Genomic DNA, 22,271 nt, shown 5'->3' with positions numbered 1-22,271 from the left:
AGAATAGCCGAGCCGAGAACTTTGCCGCCAGGGAGCGTCGGAGCTGCTAAACATCCGGCTGAACACGTTCTAATTTCGGTTTTGCCGCAGCGTTATCGCACCGGAGACGGGTCGTCAGCGCTCCCCAGCATGTCGATTAGGAACCGCACCTGGGTATCGAACACAGCCGCCGGGTTGGTGAGGGTGTCGGCACCGTATTGGCCGAAAACCTCGAGGCTGACCGCACCCAGCACACCCGCCCAGAGTGTGAAGCACTTGGCCATCACCCGATCGTCGCCTGGGAATCCGAACTCCTTGCGAATCCGTTCGAAGTCCGACGACATCGGTTGTGGCGCAATGTCGTCGGTCAACATGATCTCTCCGGTGGTAATCCCGGCCGCGACCGCGTCGAGAAGCGCCGCCACGACGCGGGTGCCAACGCCGACGGTGCGCTCCGGCGGAGCGTGATACCCGGGCACCGGGCTGCCGTAGAGCAAAGCCCACCGAGCCGGGTGCGCGACCGCCCATTGACGGACCGCGTGTGCGATCGCGAGGACGTCGTCGCCCCACCAACCCACGGCCGTGGCGTCGCGGGCCCGGTCCACCGCATCGGCCAGCTCGGAGTAGGCGTCGACCAACAGTAAGGTCAGCAACTCGTCCCTACTGGACACGTAGCGGTACACCGCCGATGACACCATGCCCAGATCACGGGCGATCGCCCGCAGCGACAGGCCGGCGGCGCCGTGCTCGACCAGTTGCTGTCGACCGAGTTCGATGATTCTCGCCTCGACCTGCTCTCGCGAGTCCTGGCGCTTGCCCATCCGGGAAGTCTGGCACAACCGAGAACGCTGCTCTTGACTATCGGCCAACCCCGTGGGAGCGTGTCTGTAGAACCGAGAGCACTGCTCTCTGAACGCTGACTGGGATGAGGACACAATGGCCACGCGCTACGAGAAGCCGAACGGGATGGCACGGGCAGCGAACACGGTGATCCGCTACCTCGCCGAACGCGGAATCAGCGTGGCGGGTACGCGAGCGCTGCGGGTGCGGGGCCGCAAGACGGGGCAGATGCGCGCGGTGGTGATCAACCTGTTGACCGTCGACGGCGTGGACTATGTCGTCTCACCGAGAGGCGAGACGCAATGGGCACGCAACGTCAGGGCCGCGGGTGTCGTCGAGCTGGGTCCCCGCCGCCCCGCCTTCCGTAGCGACACACCGTCTACTCCCACCGCGATCCACGAAGTCGCCGATGACGACAAACCCGAACTCCTGAAGCGCTACCTGGCCAGGTGGTATTGGCAGGTCAAGGGCTACGTGTTGGGTTTGACACCGGCGTCCACCGATGACGAGTTGCGTGCCGCGGCGCCCCTGATCCCGGTCTTCGCGCTGGCGGGCTAGCCCCGGCTAGCCCCGGACCGAAATTCCGAGATCCTCGCGCATCTGCTCGGAGGCGGCCTGCCACGAAACGGCGGCGGGCAGGTCCCCCCAGACGCTGTTGAAGATCCCGATGAGCTCTGCGGGGCCCCCGCCCGCGAGATACACCGGCCCGCCGGAGTCACCTTTCTGACTCGCCACGCCGCCGGTCATGGTGAACCACCCGTTGTTGGCGCTCACGACCGTTCCGCAGGTTTCACCGGTGCTGATGCCGAAATGGCAAACCGGCTGACCGGGTGCCGGCACCAGACCCGGCCTCGATACCACGGGACGCCCACCCGGCAAGATGTTGTTCACCGCCACGTTGTCGGCCAGTGCGATCGCCTCATAGTCATCGATCGCTTCGTCGGTTGCCACGGTCGAGCCGCTGGGAGTGCTATCCCGGAAAGCCGCCAGGTGCCCTATCACGTTGCCGTCCCGGTCGGTGACGGGTCCGTCGCCACGGCAATGCCCCGCGGTAAACGCCATCCGCAGCCCGGGGTCCACGTAGGCCAACGTGCAGACGTGGGTGTCCTGATGGATCTCCATGCCCGGGAACACCAGGGCAGGATCGGCACGGGCGATCGTCGGGGAAACTCCGGCTACCAGTGCCGCGGCGCCAATCACGGCGGCACCTGCGCGCATTGCCAAGCGGCGCACTCTGAACTCCGATCGTCGAGGTCGGTTCGGCGCCGACCACACGTCTTGGTTTTTCGCGCCGAGAACGCTTGACGTTACCCCGAGGTGACCAGTGGGGTCTTATCGTCGGTTGCGGCGGTGACGCGCGGTTGCCAGCCCGGCGGCCCGAAGACGTAGCCCAGCCGATCCCGCAGCCGCTTCGCGCGCCGGAAGTCGCGGGCAATAGCCACGTATTCGTACGTCTGCAACTTCCAGATGTTGAAGGTGTCGACCTGTTTGGTCAGCCCGTAGTGCGGCCGGAAGACCTCCGGCTGGAAGCTGCCGAACAGCCGGTCCCAGATGATCACGATGCCGCCGTAGTTCTTGTCCAGGTAGATCTTGTCCATCCCGTGGTGCACCCGGTGGTGGGACGGCGTGTTGAAGACGAACTCGAACCAGCGCGGCAGCTTGTCGATCCGTTCGGTGTGGATCCAGAACTGATAGATCAGGTTCAGCGACCAGCTGAAGAAGATCATCCAGGGCGGCAGGCCCAAGAGCGGCAGCGGAAGCCACATCAGGATTTTGACGCTGTCGTTCCACTTCTGCCGCAACGCGGTGGCGAAGTTGAAGTATTGGCTCGAGTGGTGCGCTTGGTGGGTGGCCCACAGCAACCGAATGCGGTGGGCGCCGCGGTGGTAGGCGTAGTAGATCAGGTCGACACCCAAGATCGCGATGACCCACGTGTACCACTGGCCGGCCGAGAGGTGCCAGGGCGCGACATAGACGTACAACGCGGCGTAGCCGAGTAGGGCCAACGTCTTCCACACAGCGGTGGTGAATATCGAAACGAACCCCATGGAGACGCTCGTGATGGAGTCACGGGCCCAGTGCGCCCCGGCGGCCGGCCGTGGGGCGCCGGTCTCTGGTTCTTCGATGCTTTCGAGCTTGCGTGCCGCTAGCCATTCAAGGGTCAACAGGAGCAGAAAAAACGGGATGGCGAAGAACACCGGGTCCCGCATGGGTTCGGGCAGCATGGCTAAGAAGCCTGGATAAACGACATCCACAACAGACAGATTACGACTCGCCGTACCCCTCCGGTGACCATCGGTCGCATTTGGGGGTCTGGGCGGTACAGACTGAGGAGCGCTATGGACCGCAGAATGTTCCGCCTCGGTGTCAGCCATAAACTCCTGCGCTCGACCGGCATGCGCAACCGGCTTTTTCCGGCCGCCAAGCTGGAGCTGTGGGCCGCACAACCGCGATTGCCCTATTGCGGCCAGCCGTCGGCCCGGGTCCGGAAGAAGGTCGAAGTAACCCGCGGGGACGTCAACGGGCGGCCCGTTTACCAGGTTCGGCCCCGTCTTCTCAACGGCGACCGGCCCAACGGACACCTGCTCTACCTGCACGGCGGGGCCTATGTGCTGGACCTGATGCCGCACTTCCATTGGCCGGCCATCGCCAAGCTGGCCATCATCACCGGTCGCACGATGACCGTGCCGATCTATCCGATCGCCCCCGAGCACACCTATCGCGAAGTTTTCCCGTTCCTGCTGCAGGTGTATCGCGAGCTGCTCGAGACGCACGATCCGGAGTCCATGGCCGTCATCGGTGACTCTGCGGGGGGCGGGATGGCCTTTGCGCTTTGCCACGCGCTGCGCGACGCGGGCCTCCCGCAACCGTCCGACGCCGTCCTGCTTTCGCCCTGGATGCACGTCGGCCTGCCCGATCCGGACGTGCCCGCCGTCGCCAAGATCGATCCGTTCCTCAACCTCGACGACTTGCGCGCGGCGGGCCTCCGGTACGCCGGCGGCGACCCCCTGGACACCCCGTTGGTCAGCCCGAGCATGGGGCCACTGGAAGGTCTGCCCCGGCTGACGATATTCACCGGCACCCATGACGTGCTCAACCCCGACACCCGGGCCTTCCGCAAGCGGGCGCTGGACGAAGGGCTCGACATCGGCTGGTATGAGCGCGAAGGCGCTCTGCACGTGTGGATGTACCTGCCCACGCGCAGCGCCGGAGAAGCCCTCACGCAGATTCGCGAGGTTCTGCATTGACCCAAGTGGTCGTGATCGGTTCCGGTTTCGCGGGGCTGTGGGCGGCACTGGGCGCCGCGCGACGGCTCGACGAGCTCGCGGTGCCGGCGGGCACGGTCGATATCACGGTGCTGAGCGCCAAGCCGTTCCACGACATCCGCGTTCGCAATTACGAGGCCGACTTGAGCGTCTGTCGCATCCCGCTGTCCGACCTGCTCGACCCCGTCGGCGTGCGGCACGTCACCGCAGAGGTGACCGCCATCGACGTCGACGGACGACGCGTCACCACCTCCGCCGGTACGACATGCGGCTACGACCGGCTGGTGCTCGCCTCGGGCAGCCGAGTCGTCAAACCCGACCTGCCGGGACTGCGGGAGTTCGGCTTCGACGTCGACACCTACGAGGGTGCGGAGCGATTGCGCCAGCATCTGCAGGGTTTGGCCCAGGGGGCGTCGGTGGCCACCGTGGTGGTGGTGGGCGCGGGTCTGACCGGGATCGAGACGGCCTGCGAGTTGCCGGAGCGATTGCGCGAGTTGGGGCTCACTCCACGAGTGGTGCTGGTTGACCACCATCCGTGGGTCGGTTCCGATATGGGCGCCTCGGCCCGGCCCGTCATCGAAGAAGCCCTGTCCGACAACGGTGTTGAAGTCAGGACCGGAGTGAGTGTTACCGGGTTGGGACGCGACTTTGTGACGCTGTCGTCGGGCGAGCAACTCGAAGCGGCGACCGTGGTGTGGTGCGCGGGCATGCGGGCCAGCCCCTTGACCGAGCAGCTGCCGGTGACCCGCGACCGGCTCGGCCGGGTTGCGGTGGACGACGAGTTGCGCGTCGTCGGTGTGCCCGCGATGTTCGCCGCCGGCGACGTGGCCGCCGCCCGCATGGACGACGAACACCTTTCGGTGATGTCGTGCCAGCACGGCAGGCCGATGGGCCGCTACGCCGGCTACAACGTCATCAGTGACCTGTTCGGCGAGCCGCTGTTGTCGCTTCGGATCCCCTGGTATGTAACGGTTCTCGATCTGGGACCGGCCGGTGCGGTGTACACCGAAGGGTGGGACCGAACCGTTGTGTCGCGCGGCGCGACGGCCAAAGCCACCAAGCGGACCATCAACACTGCGCGGATCTACCCGCCGCTGACCAAAGACCGCGCGGATCTGCTGGCCGCGGCCGCCCCCGACCTGCAAGACCGGCCCTGAGTCCCGGTGCCGTCACTCCACTTGCGCCTGTTCACCCGCGTACCAGTGGACCGCGAAAATCCCCGGCTGCAAAGATAATTCGGCGACCAGCCGCTCCAGTTTGGCCGGCGTGTGGCCGTCCATCAGCAGGTGGGCGGTCAACGTGACCTCGTCGCCCTCGTCATCCCGGCTGGTATGGATGCCGCGCAGGATGATGTCGTTGTTGCTGGTGTGCTGAACAACTTGCGCGCGTGCGTATTTCGCGGACTTCCGGCGGCACACCACCTGGACCCGATAGGGCTGCAGCCCTTCGTCCTCGTCGGCGCTGTTATCGCGATCGATGAGCCGGCCCAAGGGTCGCCCGAACAGGTGGATGATGACGACGACGGCGGTGCCGATCGCGGTGAACACCAAATGCCCCGATGCCGCCAACACGCCAACCGCCGCCGAACACCACAGGGTGGCAGCGGTGTTGAGACCGCGGACGTTTGCTCCCTCGCGCAGGATCACCCCGCCTCCCAGGAAGCCGACCCCGGACACCACATACGACGCGACCCTGGTTGGGCTGCTGTCCTCGGTGGACACCGCGTAGAGCACGAACAACGTCGCGCCGGCGGCGACCAGGGCGTTGGTGCGCAGCCCGGCCATCCGGGCCCGCCACTGCCGCTCGATGCCAATGAGCGCGCCGCAGCCCACGCCGACACCGAGTCGGAGCGCGAAATCGGCGACGCTCAGCGTAGACACCGGCCCACCCGCTCTCTCGATCGACAAACCAACACGTCAGCCAATCAGATCAGGGTGAACACCGGATAGAGCGCAGGCGACCGGGATCCGCTAGAAGTAGCCGCCCTCCGGCTGGCCCAGATGCTCGGGGCAGTAGGTGTTCGACGCGATGGCCGTGAACAGCGCCGCGCCGTCCAACGTCAGCGCGGGATTCTGCTTCTTCACGTCGGTCAGCACCTGCAAGCCGGTTTCGCCGTTGCGCATCAACCCGCACACCGCCTGGGCGGAGACGACGGCTGCTGCGGGGTCGGGAACCGTGATGCCGGCGTTGGCAAGCGCGTTGATGAACGCCGAGTCCTGGGCGGGGTCGGCGTGCGCCGGTGCCGCGCAACCGATGAACGCGACGGCGGCAGCAAGGGCAAGCGGCAGTCTCATGTCCCGCCCAGTTGCGCGTCGGGCAAGGTCACCTTGGGCTTGTCCTTGTTGGATACGTGCACGGCGTGAATGCCCGGCTCCTTGGACAATTTTTCGAGCAGTGCGTCCAGGCCCGCCTTGTCGACGTTCCAGTGTTTGACCGAGTCGGGTTCCTTCTGCAGCTTTGCGATGACTTCGTCCAACTTGACCGGTTCGACGGGACCTTTCCCGCCGTTGGCGCGGGCGCGTGCACCGCTACCGCTGAGTATCTGCGCGGCGGCGCCGCCGATGGCACCCCCGGTCATGCTGCCCATCGCCATCTGGTTGACCAGGTCGGCGGAGACCCCCGCCGAGGGCGCCGCGGCCAGACTGGTGGCCGGCAACGCGGTGGAGGCCATCCTGATCGCGGGCGTTGCCGTGGCCCAGCTAGGCGGCACGGACAACTTTCCCACCACGTTGGCCGCGCCCACGCTCGCCGTCGTCGCGCTGCCCAGGCCTTGTACGTGCGACGCCATCCCCAAGCCCGCTCCCAGCGCCGACTTCGGGATGTCCTCGAGCGGCGGCTTCCAGAACAGCTTGAATTCGGTCATGGCGAGGTTGGGGATGCTCATGATGTCGTTGGCGACGGTGCTGAACCGGCCGATGTCGGCGAAGATCCCGAAGAAGTTTTCCCACGTCTGAGCGGCCAACGGTGTCCCGGTGAGGGCATTGAGCAGTTGGCCCATGGCTTGCATGTAGGCGGTGCCGCCGCTGCCGAGCGCCTCGAAGACCGCCAGGACGATGTCGAACGGGAACACCGGCGCCGCCGTCGGAGCGGCCGTCGCGGCCGCTGTTGCCGCCGTCGTGGCCGCGGTGCCGGCGGACAGGCCGCTGGCCTGCCCGATCGCGGCCTGCTGGGCGGCGACTCCGGACTCGTTCGTGATTTGCGGCGGTTCCGTGTACGGCGTCAGCCTGGCCGCGGCGGCCGACGAGCCGGTGTAAGTGAGCATCGCCGACGTGTCCTGGGCCCACATTTCCCCGTACTGCGCCTCCAGGGCGGCGATCGCGGCAGTATTCTGACCGAACAGGTTGGTTGCCACCAGCGACGCCAACTCGCTGCGATTGATAGCGATTGCCTGCGGTGGCACCACCGCGGCGAAAGCGGCCTCGTAGGCGCTCACCGCGGCCTGAGCCTGCTCCGCTGCCGCCTTGGCCTGCGCCGCGGTCGCGGACATCCACGCCACATACGGCACGACGGCCGCCGCCATCGCCGCCGACGAAGGACCTATCCACTCTTCATTGGCCAACCCGTCGACGATCAGCCCGTACGAGGCGGCCGTCGATTGCAGTTCGGCGGCCAGGGCGTCCCACGCCGTCGCCGCCGCGATCATCGGGCCCGCGCCCGGCCCCATGTACATCAGCCCGGAGGTGATCTCCGGGGGCCGCAAAGCAAAAATCATAATTCCGGCCTTCCTGCCGCGTCTGCTGTAAAGGCCACCGGTCAGTCCGCCGGTATCACGATGATGGTCGCCGTCGCGGCCTCCTCGCCAGCTGCCGCCGCCGCGCCTCCCACAACGCCGGCCGACCCGTTGCTGACGGTGCGCACGCTGGCCCCAGCCAGCGCTTGTCCGGCGAGACTGGCCATGGCCATTTCGCCGAACATGCCGCCTTCGGCTGCTGCAGGCATGGCCGCGAGCGCCTCTGGTGTCGCACTCGGCAGCACGGATGTCATCGTCCTTAGCACCGGAGCGGCCTGCACCCAGCCCTGCGGCACCGACAGCGATCCGACCAGCGTGGAATTCCCCATGGCCCCGGCGGCCCCCGCAGCTCCCGGCGTTATGGCTGCCACGTAACCTCCGCGCAGCGGCGACAGGCCGGCAACGGGCTTCCCGCCGGTGCTGAGCAGGGTAGCCACCCCCGGCGCGTTCTGCGACAGGCCGAGGATCTGCCCGGCGAACAGCCACCACCCGCCGAACAGCACGAACGGGATGATCGGCGCGTACGCGCCGGTGATGGCGGCGAAGAAGGGACGAATGCCGACGATAAAGGGGTTGAGAGCCTCGATCGCATTGCCGATCGGCGTCGTTGCCGCGGGTGCCGCGGCCGCCGCGGGTCCCACATTGGCCAGCGCATTGGGGATAGCGGTCATCACCTGGCTGAGCTGCGACTGAATCTCCGAGGCGCCGACGGCCTCGGCAACCGTCGCGGATTGCCCGCCTATGCCGGCCGGGTCGGTGGTCTCCGGGGGCTGCTCGAACGGCGTCAGCTCGGTGGCGGCCGCCGACGAGCCCGCGTAGCCGTACATGGCCGCGGCGTCTTGGGCCCACATCTCCGCGTACTCCGCTTCGGTGGCGGCGATCGCCGCGGTGTTCTGCCCGAAAATATTGGTGGCAACGAGCGCCATGAGCAGGGCGCGGTTGGCCGCGACGGCCGGCGGCGGCACCGTCGCCGCGAATGCGGTCTCGTACGCGGCAGCGGCGAGTTTGGCCTGCGCGGCGGCCTGCTCCGCCCGTGCCGCGGTCTCGGTCATCCACGCCACATACGGCGTAGCCGCGGTCGCCATCGCTGTCGCCGCCGGCCCGTGCCACGTGCCGACAGTGACGCCCTGAATCGTCGCGCCATACGAGGCCGCATTCGAGTGCAGTTCTGCGGCCAACGCGTCCCAGGCAGCCGCCGCCGCCAACATCGGCCCAGATCCCGCCCCCGTATACATCCGTCCAGAATTTATTTCCGGCGGTAATGCCCCGAAGTCCATCCAATACCTCCGGTCCCCTTGGTGCCAGCCATGGTAGCCATGCGGTTACCCATCTAGCCGCAGGTCTGGCCGACCTCATACAAAACTCACGAGGTCTGCTAATGGTTCTCCGCATAGCTCCACGTATTCTGCGCAACCGGTTCCGCGCATCGCCTCGCAGCCAATTGCTATCGCAGGCTCTTTCCTGGAATGCGCAGACTCGCCGGGCTGCCAGGGCGAAATATTGGGGCCGAAATACTCGTGTTGGGGCTAAGCGATGGCGATAGCTGGCGTCCCGGGGGGGTTACCAAAGCGCGAGGAATGCTGCCGCAAGGGGTCACACAGCAAATTGCCGCGCCGAGTAGCGACTTCTGTTGTCAGAAACAGACCGCGTGGCGGCTATTTTGAATTCGATTATGTCGCCGGAGCTGCGACTCGGGGTCTAATGGGCAGCCTTCGACAGCGACTGACCCCAGGTAGCATCCGGGGTCTAGGTCGACGGGGCGACCCGTCGCGCCAGCTTGGGTCAGTTTTTCGAAAGATGTTGCGGGCAGTAGTATTTCGACGAAAGAACGGCGAATTCGGCGGCGGCGTCCATGTTGAAGGCGGGGTTGTGAGTCTGCACGTCGTGGACCAACTCCAGCCCGGATTCGCCGCTGTTCAAACAGGTGCACACTGCTTTCGCCGACCCGATCGCTTGCGCGGGGTTGCGGTAGCCGATGTCGGCGTGCTGCAGCGCGGCGAGGAAGCCCGCGTCGTCACCACCCGGACCATTATCGGGATCCGCATATGCGGGCGCTGCGATGCCGATCGCGGCACAGATGCCGATGAGTGCTATCAACCCTTTCATTGATTCACCTCTCGTTCTCGTGGCGACGCCATAGGTCAAAGGTTCTGCTTTGGAACAGCATTCGGTACCAACTCATCTCTCAACCCAATTGCGCGTCCGGCGGCACGACACTGGACTTGCCGCTCTTGGCTAGGTGCACTGCGTGAATTCCGGGCTTCTTCGCAAGTTGTTCGAGCAGGCTGTCAAGACCCTCCGGGTCGACGGTGTGGTGCTGGACGCTGTCGGGCCGGTCCGAGATCTGGGCGACCATGCGCTTGAGCATTTCCGGCGATTTGAGGTCTTTGAGGTCTTTGACCGGCGTGAGACTTCTTCGGGCGCCGCTGCCGGCCAGCACACCGGGAGCCCCGGCACCGAAAGCACTTCCGGCCATGCCGGCCAAAGACATCGAACTCAGCAGGCTGCCCTGGCCCAGCTCGGCCGCGGGCACGGCCTCCGGCCCAGCCGCCGACAGTGCGGCGGCGACCGTCTGGATGGCCGGAGTGTTCGCGGTCCAGCTGGGCGGCACCGTCAACGACCCCACCAACGTGCCACGCCCGAAATGAGCTGCGGGACTTGGCGATAACGCACTGGTAAGCCAGCCGCGGCCCCAATGCGGCACCAGCCCGCCCTCCAGGGCGTCCTTGGGCAGCTCACCCAACATCGCGGACTTCGAAGCGAACTTCAGGAACTGTGACACTGGGAAGTTGATCAGCAACCCGATGTCGTTGAACTGGGTGGAAAATCCGAGGGGTACCTTCACCGCGTTGTACAAGCTCGTGAAGGTCGACGCCCCGGCGGAGCCGAAGAGGCCGTTGAGCAGACCGTTGATGGTGGCGGTGTAGTCGGTGCTGAGGTTGGCGAGCACTTGCAGCAGTTGCGAAACCGGGTTGCTCGCCGAGAGGACCGACTGGGCAACGCTGCCCGCCGCGCTGCCGGCCGATTGACCCGCGGCGAGAGCTTGGTTGGCCAGCCCGCCCGCGTTGACGACTTCGGGTGGTTCAGTGAACGGCGTGACGTCACTCGCAGCGGCCGACGAGGCGGCGTAATCGTCCATCGCGACAGCGTCCTGGGCCCACATTTCGCTGTACTGGGCCTCGGTAGCGGCGATGGCCGCCGTGTTCTGCCCGAAGAGGTTGGTAGCCACGAGCACAGCCAGTTGGCTGCGGTTGGCCGCGATCTCGGCCGGTGGGACGTGGGCGCTGAAGGCCGTCTCGTACGCTGCCGCAGCCGCATTGGCTTGGCTGGCAGCCTGCGCCGCCTGTGCCGCCGTGCCGCTCATCCAGGTTACGTACGGCATTGCCGCGGCCGCCATGGCCATTGACGACGGGCCTACCCACGGCCCACTGGTCAAGCCGGTGATCACCGAGGAATAGGACGCGGCGGTGACCTGCAATTCGGCCGCCAGTTCGTCCCATGCGGCCGCGGCGGCCAGCATCGGCCCCGCCCCCGGACCGGTATACATGCGGCCCGAGTTGATTTCGGGCGGAAACGCTGCGTAGAACATCCCTATCTACCCCCTGCCGGAGTGCGCGTCTTAGTGGTCAGCACGGTCAGTCCTCCATCGGCGGCAGGACGAAGATCATGGCGGCGGCGGGGTCGGCTTCCGCGACGACTCCTCCTAGCGCCTTCACGGCCGCACCGCTGCTTCCGGAACCCACTGCGGTGGCGCTGAGCGCATTTCCCGCCAGGGCCGACATCGCCATCTCGCTGAAAATGCCGGCCTCTCCGGCCGATGAGGCTGCCGGAGCCGCTGCCGCCAGATTTGCCGTCAATGTCGAGGCGACCGAGCGCAGGGCCGGGGCCGCGGTGGTCCAGCCTTGGGGCACCGACATGCTGCCCACCTGTGCCGCGTGGCCCATGGACCCCGCGATCCCGCCCACCGAGTTCGCGGACGACAGATTGGCCGCGACCCCCTCGGCGATCGGTGCCAACGTCCCTTTGATGGGTGCCGCCGGCGTGAAGAAGGATTGCAGCGCCTGCCCGTTCTGTGCGTAGGCGTATACCTGCCCGAACGACAGGAACGGGCCACCGGGTATGGACGAGAAGCCCTGCAGGGAGAACGGGCCGGTCAGCGTCGAAAAGATGGCGTTGAAGTTGGCCAGGTCGCCCGCGAAGCCCGACGGCAGTGTCGCGTTGGCGAGTTGCGGCAACGCAAGTCCGGGAAGGAAAGAGGTCGATCCCGTCGTCGGCGACGACCCGATGGTGCTGGCCAACCCCTGCAAGGCGGTGGGCAACGAGTTGATGAACTGGGGCAGCTGCGTCGTGACCTCGGCGCCGACGGCGGCGCCCGAAGCCTGCGATACCGCCGCGGCCTGAGCCGCCTGGCCCGCCGCGTTCGTGGTCTGGGGCGGCTCGGTAAACGGCGTCAGCTGCGACGCGGCGGCCGACGATCCCGCATACACGTACATCGCCGTGGCGTCCTGCGCCCACATCTCCATGTACTCGGCCTCCGTCGCCGCGATCGCGGGGGTGTTCTGGCCGAAAATGTTGGTGGCGATCAGCGTTAGCAGCAGCGCGCGATTGGCCTCGATGATCGGCGGTGGAACGGTAGCCATGAACGCCGCCTCGTATGCGGCGGCCGCCGTATTCGCCTGTGCCGCTGCCTGATCGGCGCGGGCAGCGGTGGCCGACAGCCACGACACGAACGGTCCCGCGGCGGCCGCCATGCTGATCGATGTCGGCCCCAACCAGGTTCCGGCCGTTAGGCTCTCGATGACTGAGGCGTAAGCCACTGCGGTGGAATGCAATTCGGCGCCCAACTCGTCCCAGGCCGCCGCGGCGGCAAGCATCGGCCCCGCGCCCGGACCGGTATACATGCGCCCGGAATTGATTTCGGGCGGCAGCGCTCCGTAATCCATCTGTGTACCTCTTGATCCGTCGATGATCGTCGTGGCGGGTCGCTGCGGAACCTTCGACGACAAAGCTGGAATAGAACTTCTCGATGCACCTGGTATTGAGATATATCGGGGTAATGCGCCGGCTCGATGACCCCGGGCTGTTGCCTGTTTCAGACCCCCTGTCTGATCTGCTAATAGGTTCTGGGACGATTATTTTGCGGGAGTTCCCGGTAAGTAATGGCGATGTAAACAAGAAGTCTCCGTGCTTGGCCGATGCCGGTGAGATCCGTCGATAGCTAACGACAAAAATATCAAAACGCGTGGTCAGAGCCTGTTTTAACAGCGGTGCAATCACACCGCAATATGGCGCCATGTGAAATCGCATTCGAAATTGAATGACCAGCCTCGGTGACTAATCAAGAATAGGAATGCGAGGCTTGCGTCATGAGTAATTCTTAAAATGCCAATTGGGGTCTAAATACCAAAAATACGTCACAAGCGTGCCTCGTCACACGCACGCGTCACTCACGAGGAGTCGGCGAACGCAAACCGAGGCGCGAGCGGCAGCACACGGGCGTCGAGGGGACCGGCCTCGCCGCGGCGGGTGCTGACCCTCATCGTGGGAATCTCCTAACCTCAGCAACAACTAACTAAAACGTTAGAAGACGGCGGGCCGAATCCGCTGTCGTGCGCCTGCCCAGTAACTGGGAGCTTGCTGAAAGAGATTCTGGGCGGACCGGTTCCGCTATCCTGCGGCGGGCGGTCGTGCGACGACGAGGGGACGGAACCCGTACTGCGGAACCGCGCGGCCGAAGGGTTCGGCGGCTACATTGCCCAGCGGTACGCTCGGCATGCCGGGGGTCCCCGCCGGCGGCGGCGCAACCATCGGTGTGCCGCCCAACACTGCGGCATGAGGGCTGGCCAGCGGCGCGGCCGCCGTCCAGCTCGGCGGCACGGCCAACTTGCCGACACTGCCCGCGTTACCTGTTCCAGCGACGACGGCGCCGAGGCCGCCTGCGGGGCCCAACTGGCTCGCCGCAGCGCTGCTGACACCGCCCAACTGGCTGCCCGCGGCGGTACCAAGCCCGCCTGGAAGCGTCGCTTCGGCGGCCTCAGCCACGCCACCTATCGCGGACGTCCCGAACAAACTCGACAGGGTCCCAACCGTCGCACCCGGCGTCAGAGTCCCGGTCGAAGTGATGGTGTTCCAGATGTTCGCGTTGGGTCCCCACTGAGCCCAGAAACCGGACAACCACGACGGGCCCGATCCCGTCAGCAGCAGATTCGCGATGTCCGGCAACGAGTTCGCGCCACCGGACCCCGAGAGACCCTGCAGCGCAGCGGGAACCGCAGACATCAACTCCGACAGGGTGCCCTGCTGGCTGGCGGCGGCACTGCCGGTGGCCTGGACCACCGCGGCCGCCTGGGCCACCAAACCGCCGCCTGTCGTCATCTCTCGCGGCTGTTCGAACGGGCTCAACTCCGTAGCCGCGGCTGACGAACCGGCATAGGCGTACATGGCTGCAGCGTCTTGCGCCCACATCTCGCAGTATTCGGCCTCCGTCGCCGCGATGGCCGGGGTGTTTTGGCCCAGGATGTTGGTGGCGATCAGAGCCGCCAATTGGGCGCGATTGGCCACGATCAGTGGTGGCGGAACGGTCGCCGCGAAAGCCGCCTCGTACGCGCCCGCGGCGGCCTCAGCCTGCATGGCGGTCTGCTCGGCCTGGGCGGCCGTGGCGTTCATCCACGCGATGTAGGGCGCCGCCGCGGCCGCCATCGAGGCAGCCGCCGGGCCGTGCCATTGTTCACTGGCAAGCGCCGACAGGACTGATTCGTAAGACAATGCGGTGGAGCGCAATTCGGCGGCCAGGCCCTTCCAAGCGGAGGCGGCGGCCAGCATCGGAGCCGACCCGGCTCCCGAATACATGCGTGCGGAGTTGACCGCGGGCGGCAGCGCGGCAAAGTCCAGTGCGATGGTCATGATTGGCTCCCTCGCTTACCTGGTCGTGATGGCGTTGGCGGCTTCGGTGGTGGCATACGAGCCAGCGGCCGCGTCGAGTGTGGCGACGAACATCTCGTGGATCGCCGCCGCTTGGGCGGTCACCGCCTGGTACAGCGCGGCTTGTGCACTGAATTGTGTTGCGGTCAAGGTCGATACCGCATCGGTGGCAGCTGGTGCCAGGCCCGTCGTCAGCGGAGCGGCCGCGGCGTTCTGCGCGGCCATGGCCGACCCGACGCTGTGCAGTTGACCGGCGGCCAGCGCCAAGGCTGCTGGATGCGTGCTTACGTATGACATCGGACTTCCCCCTGATGAATGACATGGAAGACCGAGCTCGGGCCAATGTCGCTGGATCTAAGGCGTTTTCGCGCACGCGAGCTACGAGGCCTCGCTACAGCGAGCGCGCGGATCAGCGAATTGCGTTAAGTCGCTTTAGATTGCGAAGACGGCGCCGAGGCCGGATCGGAACGAAATGATCGTCGATTTGGGATACGGACTATCGTCGGTACTCATTTCGCTCTCACCTCCTCAGGGCCTGGGCACACGGGGATGCCACGGTACGCGCAGCACAAAGGGATGAGGACCCGGCAGAAACACCAGGTGCGGCACCCCTCTCGTCAGAGCTTTGGCACCACACGGCGTATCCGGTATGGCCGGAAGCCACTTGGGCTCAACCCTTAAGCCGGGAAGAGCTGTCCTGACCCTGGGCGTCTTTCGACGTTCGAGGTCAGTGGCCTATGTCCGTGCAGACGCCTCACCTAGCGAGGTGCATGCAGAGGCCATAGTGGCACTCGATACGACCGGCGTCAACTTCCCTACCCCCGTGTCGGCCGCCACTGGCGGTCATTGGACACGAAAGTTCCTCAACTACAGAGGATTCGGTCACTGCCGACACAGCTAGCCGGCGGCTGGCGGGCGTCCCAGCTGGACGGACCGCTTACGTTGCCTTCACGTCCGCAACGGCGGCGCGCAGACCCTCGGCGAGGTCTTCGCGAGTCAGCTCCTTGAACCGACGCAGTTGAGCCTCGGTGAACTCGACGGTGTCGCTGGCCAGCACCTCGTCGAGGATGTCGTCGTCAAGACGGAAGCTGCGGTGGTCGCGGGCCTTCTCCACCACGTTGCGCACGAACCCGGCATTACCGAGCACGTCGATACCGCGGATCAGGTCCCCGTCTTCGGAGTAGGTCTCGTCGTTGTAGAACTTCGTGTAGGACGGCAACAAGATTTGCGCGGTTTCCTCGGTGAGGATGTCCTCGTTTTCCTTGCTCATCAACAGCGTCAGCGCGATCAACTCATCCGGCGTGTAGCTGAAAAACTCGATCACCGTTGAAAAGCGCCGTCGCAGACCCTGGTTCACCTCGAGCATCTTTTCCATCGCTTTGGCGTAGCCCGCGCCGAACACGACGAGTTCGTCACGATGGTTCTCCATGTACAGCAGCAGCGTGTTGATGATCGCGTTACCGTACGGGTCGCCCTGCGAGTAACCCTTCTCGTGCAGGGTGTGCATCTCGTCGAAGAAAACCGCACCGCCGAGTGCGCCTTCGAGCATCTCCTCGGTGTTCTTCTCCGCGTCGGCCATGTACCGGCCCAAGAGCTTGGTTCGGCTGGTCTCCACCACCTGCGGCTTACGCAATACGGTGAGCCCGCACAGCTGCTTGGTGAAGGCCCTCGCGACCGACGTCTTGCCGGTGCCAGGCGGTCCGAGCAGCAGAGTGTGGCGCGACGTCACCGGAACAGGCAGGCCCATCTTGGCTCGGGCCAGGTTCACCTTGGTCGTCGCCTTGATGAGTTTGATTTCCTTCTTGGCCCGCTCCATGCCGAGCATCGCGTTGAGCTCGGCATCGCCTTCGGCCAGGTACTTGGCCGCCATCTCGGCGTGGCGGGCCGCTTCCGTCTGCGCGCGGGTGGGTGCGCTGTCCGGGTCCCACGGGTCGGTCCGCGCCTCAATGGTCTCCGGGTCGGTGACCACCAGCCGGAAGTTCGGGTTGTCCAGCGCTTCTCGCGCCGGGGTGAACTTCGCGTCGCGCGAATAGACGCGACGCAGCAATTCGACCGCTTCTTCCTCGCGCCCAACGTGGCGCAGGCACATGCCCTGCGTGTAGAGGGCGATGTTCGCCGCGCCGGGTACCCGGTCCCCTTCGATCGCCTCCTGCCCGCGCCGGTAGGCCTCCTCGAAGACCCCGAGGGACGCCAGCGCCGTGGTCGCCATGGCCGCACCCGCCGCCTTGAGCTCGGGGTGACGCCAGGTGGTCGCTTCGGGGAACTGATTCAGCACATCCGGCCAGCGTTTCGTGCGGAAGTAGAGAACCCCCCGCACATACCGGACCAGCTCCGCGTCGAACGGATGGCGCGGGTCTGTCTTATCCAGCAATTCGGCCGCTTCCGCGTAGCGCTTGGCTTCGGCCAGGACCGCTGCGTATGCGCAAGCGAGCGAATCAACACTGGTAACCGCCAGCCGGAGGAACAAGCCGTCGGAAACCTCGGGCCGGAACTGCAGATCGGTCACACCGAGGCGGCGGGTTTCCCAGCCGAAGGTACGCACCGCGGCCCATGCGCCGGCCAACACTTCGATGCTCTGATCGCCCGCAAGTATCCGAGCCAACCAGGCATCGCACATTCCGGGATCGCGCGTGGTCGCCGTCGCGAACATCTGGGCAGCGACCTGCGGATTGTGACTGGGCTGCAGCCCATTGACCGAGATCCCAGACGCCAGCAGACCGGCGACCATCGCGTTGCGGGCGTCTTCGGCAGCAGACTGCGCGCGTGTCATTGGGTTGTTGGTGAGCTCGTTGCGTGCTCCGGCTCGCTGCCCACGGGCAACACGAGCTCATCGTGGTCGCGCAGGTCGCGGCTGGGAAGGACCAGCTGTGGCCGCGTCGAGGGTGCCGGGAGGCTGGCACGCACCGCGGCCAGCTGGCGACCCGTGAGCCGGTTGAGCCCGGCCGCAATTTCCTTGGGCAAACGGGAATCGCTGTGATAGCGAACCCATGCAGACACCTGTGGCCGTCCTGACTGCGTCGTCAACCTCACGGTAAGCACCGTAGCGCCCACCTCTGGATGGTCCGCAAGCCACACCTGATTCAGCATCTCAGGACCGATGTCGTTCGGTGACACCCAGAAACTCGTGGCGAAGCCGTTGAAGTGCTTGAGGTGGCGCCAGCCGGGACGGCTCCAGGTCGGCTCCAGGTCGGCCAGCACCGCGCTGTCGACCTCGGCCAACTCGTCGGCGGTCAACGGCCGCGCCGCGCAGCTCTGCCCGTCGAGGTCTTGGACCATCCGCTCGGTTGCTGCCACCAGCGTCGCCGCCAGCGAGTCGCGGCACACCACCGCCTCCAGGTTGCGCTGCGGGTTCATTCGCAACACCACCCAGGTGCGGCGCCGGTTGGCAACGCCCTGGCCGCCCACCCGGTCCCACTCCTCCGGTCCCCACTCACCGAGCGAGGCCGAGGCCTTGGCCGCATCGACGCTGCCGTGCAGCTGGACGGACACGATGTCGATGCCGTCCAGGTGGATGTCGAACTGACGGAGGCCATCTGCCACCGCCGTCAACGGCACCCCGGCCGTCGCCGGCGTCCAGTGGCGATGCCTACCCGTCGGGTCGCCCTCGCCACCGTCCACCTCGATGACCGAAACCAGCTGGCCACGGTATTCGCGCACGCCGATGTTGTCGCGCCCGAACTTGCGCTTGTGGTCGACCGCCGGCGTGCACCCTGCGCCCAGGGCAGTGCCCGGGTCAGCGGACCAATCCCAAAGCCAGGACGCGAGGCCAGAGGTCACGGTGATGCCGTGGTAGGTGACGACCGACAGCAACGTGACCAGCACGGCGATGCCGACACCTACCCACCACGCGATGCGGTTCTCGCCTTGCCACGACTCCGGGAGGTGGCTGGCGATAACCAGAATGAGCACATCCACCAAGAACACGGCCGTGAGCCGCGCCCACGACAACGCCAGTCCAAATCTGCGCTGAGCCTTCATCGTTGCTTCCGCGATCGTCGCATCAATGTTGCTGTACCGAACACTGCGCCACCTATCAGTAGTGCCCCTGTCAGACCCCCGGCAGCCACCCACACCGGGACCATGTCACGCGGAGCGGGATCCGGCGGCAACGCCAGCGGTGCCGATAGCTGCCTGGGAGGTTGCGCGGGGCCGTCGGGAACATCCCATGTCAATGCTGCCACCGGGTCGATCACACCGTAGCCGAGTTGGTTGTCCACGCCACGCGCGGGCGGCCTGGCCGTGTGGATCAACCGATTTCGGATTTGGTACGACGACAACTCCGGGTATTTCGCTCGCACCAGGGCAGCTACCCCGGAAACGATTGCAGCCGAGAAGCTGGTACCAGCCGGAACCAGCAACGTGTTGTCCGGACCGTCGATCGCATTGATCAGGCCGTCGTCACGCGGCGACAGCCCGACCACGTCGGTGCCCGGTGCGGAAATCGAGACCCACGGGCCGGCGATGCTCATGTTGCTGAGCGCCTGCCCCTTGGAATCCACGGCACCCACGCTGAGCACATATTCGTGGAACCAGTCCGGTGTCACCACCGTCGTCACAGACGCCCAGGCGCGGGGATCGTCGGGCTGCAGCGGGTCATAAATCGTATTTTGCTTGCAGTCCTTCTTGCTGCTGTCCCCCGCGGCCGCAACGATCAGCGCGTTCTTCTCCACTGCCGCATAGCGAACCGCGGCACCCAACGCGCGTTGATCGATGGGATTGCGCGCGCTCATGCAGGTCACGTCGGAGATGTTGATGATCGACGCCCCCATGTTGGCAGCGTGCACGATGGCACGGGCCATTGTCTGGACGTTGTCGATCTTGGCCTGCGTTTGCGGGTCCTCGTCGCCGGTGTAGGGGTCCTTGAGCCCGAACGCCTGACTTGACTGACGGATCGAGATCACCTCGACGTCCGGTGCGATGCCGACGAACGCATCGGCCGGCGGCTCGGCCGGACTGGCCACCGGGGGCGGCGGAGGAGGCGCCGGAGAACTCGAGGGCGGCGACGTCGGGCTGGTGGTGCCCGAAGGCGCAGAGCTACCCGTCGTCGACGGCGACGGCGACGTAGTCGTCGGCGCAAGAGGACGCGGGTGGTCGACCGGGGCCACCCGACCGCCACCGGTGTAGCGCGGGATGGTCACCGTGCCGCCGCCTCGGTTGCCCGAGGGGGCCTGCCCGCCCGGTGGAGGCGGGATGCCGGGCGGTCCGGGCGGGGGTCCGGGTGGGGCCCCTCCCTCGCCGGGCGGCTCCGCCGGCACCGGGATCACCGTCACAGTGGGCGCCGGGACCGGAGACAACGTCACCGTCTGCGGTGGTGGTGGCTTCTCGGTGGTGGGAATGGTCACCGGTCTGCGCGGTGCCACCGGTGGCGCCGTCGCGCCGTTGGCCGGAGCCGCGGCGATCATCGACGCCACCAGCGTGCCGTGGACGTCGCAGTCCGAGAATCCGTCACCGCCGGCCATTACGTAGTCGCCGCCGGGAATGAGGTGCGGCAACCGCGGGTGCGGCGTCACACCGGTGTCGATGACAGCCACCTTCACCCCAGCGCCCCGGCCGAATTGCCACGCCTCATTGAGGTTCAGCATGTCCATGTACTTCGGCTGGACCTTGAAGTCGGTCCCGGGAAGCACTCCCACCTCGGTGCAGTAGGAGTTCTGCTTCATTGGCGCCAACGGTCCAGGAGGACTGTCCGGCGGCAATGCGGCTGGGTCGATCTGCGGGGGCGTAATGGCGTAAGCCGGCGGCATGCCGGCTAACGCACCTGATGCAAGCAGCATTGCGGCGATGGCCGCGGTGGACCCGCGACCATGCCGCAACCTGCTGTTACCTGTACCGGATCGCTGCATAAACGTTCATCAACCAGAATGCCAGCGGGAAGATTGGCATCAGGCAGAGGTATTCCAACCATTCCACCAGCTTGCGGAACAGTGGGCTGTAGATCGTGTTGGGTACCACTGCGGCCGCTGTCATTCCCGCCGCGGGCAGCAGCACCAGGATGGCTGCGGTGAGCGACACCGACAGGGGCGAGTGCAGCCCAGCCGCGTACCGGATGCACACCGCGGCAACGATGATCACTGACGTGCTGGCCAGGGTGATCGACTGCCAACGGTCGACGTACGAACGACCACGCAGCATCAGGAATCCTGCGACGAAAGTGGTCAAGATCAGTGGCAGCCAACGCTCGCTGGTGTGCGGATTGCACAGTGCGGTCAGGCACACGACCATCATGGTGCCGAGCCCGACCAGCAACCCGCTGAGGAACGAGCGGGCGCGCTCAGCCTGGATGAGCACGTCGCGCACCGACGCCGGGCCCTCCAAGGTCGGCGTTCCGCCGCCGGACACCACCACGGTCGTGGGCAGATCCGGGCGCGCCTCGAAAACCCAACGGCTGGTTGCCGACGGGAAGACCGGCAACCGGATGCCGGCCAGGCGCCGAGTCAGCGAGGGCGCCGCGTGGTAGAGGAACACGCACGCCAGGACCAGGCTGGCCAGCAGCGTCACCGCACTGGTTGCGGCGACCATCCGGAGTACGGCGGCAATCGTCGTCAGTGCACTGATGGTGACGATCGCGGTGTAGATCGCCAGCCTGCGGCCGGTGAAGCGCAGTGCCAGTGTTGTCGCCACGGTGAGGACACCGAAGCCCAAGACGGCTTGCGGCGACCCGACCGGACCGGGCGGGGCCGCGGCCGCGGCAACGGTGATCGGGATGATGCCGGCCATCAGCATGATGTCGGCGACCCGACGGTCGGCGTCGGTCTTGGCGCGCACCTGCAGCAGGCCGGCTACGCCCAACACAAGGACGCCGACAATGGCGGTGAAGATGGTGGTCAGCCACGTGTTGTGGTGCCAACGCCACCACGCCAAGATGCCGGTGGACAGGGCCACACCGATGGCCACCATCCACGCGCCGACCTGTACCGCAACGACCGGGTCGATGGACGCGAACCGCTTGCTGAGATTGGACGCGACAGCGGTGGAGATGTGCTCGATGACCTGCGAGCGGTGCTCGGTGTCGTTGATGAACCGGATCCAGAGGCGGTCGCCGTCGAAGATGTCCTGTTCGGTCAGCGACTGGGTGGCGCGCAACGGCGTGCCGTCAACCAGGCACAGCGCCCAGCGGCCACGGCCGGTGGCCTCTAGCGGGGTCTCGCCGAGTTCGCGGAGCCGGCTGTTGACCACCTTCAGCAGGGGCTCGGTCATCACCGAGACGGGGGCGTTGGCGTCCAACAGCACGCCGATCTGGACACCCTCGCCCGCCATGATGCCGACGACGACGGCGCGTGGTGTCGAGATGCCCTCAATGTCAGCCTGTGGAGCATCGGCTACTGCAGTCATCGTCCTGCACCCCCCTTTGTGAGTTGGCGTGTGGTCTGGTGGTTAAAGCCGTGGGCGGGCGTTGTCGGTGAACTCACCGATATGCCCGAGGTGCCCGAGGTGCCCGAGCCCGCTGATAGCGGCGGCCCGACTGACTCCGAATTCATTTGCCTCGCCTCGCGACTAATTGATTCTGATGGACATTGCTTTGCGCTTTTGCGGCC

Annotated in this window: 19 protein-coding genes and 1 riboswitch; of the genes, 3 read left to right on the top strand and 16 right to left on the bottom strand. The window is 66.2% G+C overall.

Annotated features, from left to right (window positions below; genetic code table 11):
* Positions 1-92 precede the first annotated feature (92 nt).
* On the bottom strand, positions 93-800 hold the full coding sequence (locus G6N68_RS13270) for a TetR/AcrR family transcriptional regulator (RefSeq protein WP_205351324.1): 708 nt from the start codon (positions 798-800) through the stop codon (positions 93-95).
* A 115-nt stretch (positions 801-915) separates the two neighbouring features.
* On the opposite strand from G6N68_RS13270, the gene G6N68_RS13265 reads away from it, so the two are divergent.
* Positions 916-1,377: a nitroreductase family deazaflavin-dependent oxidoreductase gene (locus G6N68_RS13265; protein WP_163712737.1), complete on the top strand. Its 462-nt coding sequence runs from the start codon at positions 916-918 to the stop codon at positions 1,375-1,377.
* A 6-nt stretch (positions 1,378-1,383) separates the two neighbouring features.
* Here the strand turns inward: G6N68_RS13265 and G6N68_RS13260 are convergent, their stop codons facing one another.
* Entirely contained in the window at positions 1,384-2,037 is a 654-nt protein-coding gene (locus tag G6N68_RS13260) for an Rv1815 family serine proteinase (protein ID WP_205351476.1), read from the bottom strand.
* Between the two features lie 89 nt (positions 2,038-2,126).
* Positions 2,127-3,074, bottom strand: coding sequence for a sterol desaturase family protein (locus tag G6N68_RS13255; protein ID WP_240355455.1), 948 nt, complete (start codon positions 3,072-3,074; stop codon positions 2,127-2,129).
* An 84-nt stretch (positions 3,075-3,158) separates the two neighbouring features.
* Here G6N68_RS13255 and G6N68_RS13250 point away from each other — a divergent pair, with 84 nt between their 5' ends.
* Entirely contained in the window at positions 3,159-4,067 is a 909-nt protein-coding gene (locus G6N68_RS13250) for an alpha/beta hydrolase fold domain-containing protein (RefSeq protein WP_163712731.1), read from the top strand.
* Positions 4,064-5,242, top strand: coding sequence for an NAD(P)/FAD-dependent oxidoreductase (locus G6N68_RS13245; RefSeq protein WP_163712728.1), 1,179 nt, complete (start codon positions 4,064-4,066; stop codon positions 5,240-5,242). The genes G6N68_RS13250 and G6N68_RS13245 overlap by 4 nt, the downstream gene beginning before the upstream one ends.
* 12 nt (positions 5,243-5,254) lie before the next feature.
* Here the strand turns inward: G6N68_RS13245 and G6N68_RS13240 are convergent, their stop codons facing one another.
* From G6N68_RS13240 to eccD, 13 genes are all read right to left on the bottom strand, one after another.
* Positions 5,255-5,965 carry an MgtC/SapB family protein gene (locus tag G6N68_RS13240; protein WP_163712725.1) on the bottom strand — a complete coding sequence of 237 codons (711 nt, stop codon included), beginning with the start codon at positions 5,963-5,965 and terminating at the stop codon, positions 5,255-5,257.
* Positions 5,966-6,055: 90 nt separating this feature from the next.
* Complete coding sequence (locus G6N68_RS13235; protein WP_163712722.1) at positions 6,056-6,379, bottom strand: DUF732 domain-containing protein; 324 nt, start codon at positions 6,377-6,379, stop codon at positions 6,056-6,058.
* Complete coding sequence (locus G6N68_RS13230; RefSeq protein ID WP_163712719.1) at positions 6,376-7,797, bottom strand: PPE family protein; 1,422 nt, start codon at positions 7,795-7,797, stop codon at positions 6,376-6,378. Before G6N68_RS13230 ends, G6N68_RS13235 begins: the two co-directional genes overlap by 4 nt.
* A 41-nt stretch (positions 7,798-7,838) precedes the next feature.
* Positions 7,839-9,092: a PPE family protein gene (locus tag G6N68_RS13225; RefSeq protein ID WP_163712717.1), complete on the bottom strand. Its 1,254-nt coding sequence runs from the start codon at positions 9,090-9,092 to the stop codon at positions 7,839-7,841.
* 505 nt (positions 9,093-9,597) lie between these two features.
* On the bottom strand, positions 9,598-9,921 hold the full coding sequence (locus G6N68_RS13220; RefSeq protein ID WP_163712714.1) for a DUF732 domain-containing protein: 324 nt from the start codon (positions 9,919-9,921) through the stop codon (positions 9,598-9,600).
* 79 nt (positions 9,922-10,000) lie between these two features.
* Positions 10,001-11,404, bottom strand: a complete 1,404-nt coding sequence (locus G6N68_RS13215) for a PPE family protein (RefSeq protein ID WP_163712711.1) — start codon at positions 11,402-11,404, stop codon at positions 10,001-10,003.
* Between the two features lie 46 nt (positions 11,405-11,450).
* Complete coding sequence (locus G6N68_RS13210) at positions 11,451-12,758, bottom strand: PPE family protein (RefSeq protein ID WP_163712708.1); 1,308 nt, start codon at positions 12,756-12,758, stop codon at positions 11,451-11,453.
* 724 nt (positions 12,759-13,482) lie between these two features.
* The gene (locus G6N68_RS13205; RefSeq protein WP_163712704.1) at positions 13,483-14,718 is read right to left on the bottom strand and encodes a PPE family protein; all 1,236 of its coding nucleotides are present in this window, start codon (positions 14,716-14,718) and stop codon (positions 13,483-13,485) included.
* Positions 14,719-14,733: 15 nt separating this feature from the next.
* Positions 14,734-15,033, bottom strand: coding sequence for a PE family protein (locus G6N68_RS13200; protein ID WP_163712699.1), 300 nt, complete (start codon positions 15,031-15,033; stop codon positions 14,734-14,736).
* A gap of 305 nt (positions 15,034-15,338) precedes the next feature.
* Positions 15,339-15,509: riboswitch (M-box (ykoK) riboswitch) on the bottom strand.
* A 164-nt stretch (positions 15,510-15,673) separates the two neighbouring features.
* Entirely contained in the window at positions 15,674-17,506 is a 1,833-nt protein-coding gene (gene eccA / locus G6N68_RS13195; RefSeq protein WP_163712696.1) for a type VII secretion AAA-ATPase EccA, read from the bottom strand.
* A complete protein-coding gene (gene eccE, locus G6N68_RS13190; protein WP_163712693.1) occupies positions 17,503-18,714 on the bottom strand; it encodes a type VII secretion protein EccE in 1,212 nt (403 codons plus the stop codon). Before eccE ends, eccA begins: the two co-directional genes overlap by 4 nt.
* Positions 18,711-20,579 (bottom strand): type VII secretion-associated serine protease mycosin, encoded by a 1,869-nt coding sequence (mycP, locus tag G6N68_RS13185; protein ID WP_163712690.1) that lies wholly within the window; start codon positions 20,577-20,579, stop codon positions 18,711-18,713. Before mycP ends, eccE begins: the two co-directional genes overlap by 4 nt.
* Entirely contained in the window at positions 20,557-22,068 is a 1,512-nt protein-coding gene (eccD, locus tag G6N68_RS13180; RefSeq protein ID WP_163712686.1) for a type VII secretion integral membrane protein EccD, read from the bottom strand. Before eccD ends, mycP begins: the two co-directional genes overlap by 23 nt.
* Between the last annotated feature and the right edge of the window lie 203 nt (positions 22,069-22,271).

The sequence above is a fragment of the Mycobacterium bourgelatii genome (genome assembly GCF_010723575.1).
Classification (GTDB): domain Bacteria; phylum Actinomycetota; class Actinomycetes; order Mycobacteriales; family Mycobacteriaceae; genus Mycobacterium; species Mycobacterium bourgelatii.
Note: the sequence above shows the minus strand (reverse complement) of the source record. Positions and strands in the feature narration are given on the sequence as shown.

Coding starts and splice junctions, on each gene's coding strand:
- G6N68_RS13200 (WP_163712699.1), bottom strand. CDS start 15,033: ATGTCATACGTAAGCACGCATCCAGCAGCCTTGGCGCTGGCCGCCGGT.
- eccA (WP_163712696.1), bottom strand. CDS start 17,506: ATGACACGCGCGCAGTCTGCTGCCGAAGACGCCCGCAACGCGATGGTC.
- G6N68_RS13260 (WP_205351476.1), bottom strand. CDS start 2,037: ATGCGCGCAGGTGCCGCCGTGATTGGCGCCGCGGCACTGGTAGCCGGA.
- G6N68_RS13265 (WP_163712737.1), top strand. CDS start 916: ATGGCCACGCGCTACGAGAAGCCGAACGGGATGGCACGGGCAGCGAAC.
- G6N68_RS13235 (WP_163712722.1), bottom strand. CDS start 6,379: ATGAGACTGCCGCTTGCCCTTGCTGCCGCCGTCGCGTTCATCGGTTGC.
- G6N68_RS13205 (WP_163712704.1), bottom strand. CDS start 14,718: ATGACCATCGCACTGGACTTTGCCGCGCTGCCGCCCGCGGTCAACTCC.
- eccE (WP_163712693.1), bottom strand. CDS start 18,714: ATGAAGGCTCAGCGCAGATTTGGACTGGCGTTGTCGTGGGCGCGGCTC.
- G6N68_RS13210 (WP_163712708.1), bottom strand. CDS start 12,758: ATGGATTACGGAGCGCTGCCGCCCGAAATCAATTCCGGGCGCATGTAT.
- mycP (WP_163712690.1), bottom strand. CDS start 20,579: ATGCAGCGATCCGGTACAGGTAACAGCAGGTTGCGGCATGGTCGCGGG.
- G6N68_RS13225 (WP_163712717.1), bottom strand. CDS start 9,092: ATGGACTTCGGGGCATTACCGCCGGAAATAAATTCTGGACGGATGTAT.
- G6N68_RS13215 (WP_163712711.1), bottom strand. CDS start 11,404: ATGTTCTACGCAGCGTTTCCGCCCGAAATCAACTCGGGCCGCATGTAT.
- G6N68_RS13270 (WP_205351324.1), bottom strand. CDS start 800: ATGGGCAAGCGCCAGGACTCGCGAGAGCAGGTCGAGGCGAGAATCATC.
- G6N68_RS13220 (WP_163712714.1), bottom strand. CDS start 9,921: ATGAAAGGGTTGATAGCACTCATCGGCATCTGTGCCGCGATCGGCATC.
- G6N68_RS13230 (WP_163712719.1), bottom strand. CDS start 7,797: ATGATTTTTGCTTTGCGGCCCCCGGAGATCACCTCCGGGCTGATGTAC.
- G6N68_RS13250 (WP_163712731.1), top strand. CDS start 3,159: ATGGACCGCAGAATGTTCCGCCTCGGTGTCAGCCATAAACTCCTGCGC.
- eccD (WP_163712686.1), bottom strand. CDS start 22,068: ATGACTGCAGTAGCCGATGCTCCACAGGCTGACATTGAGGGCATCTCG.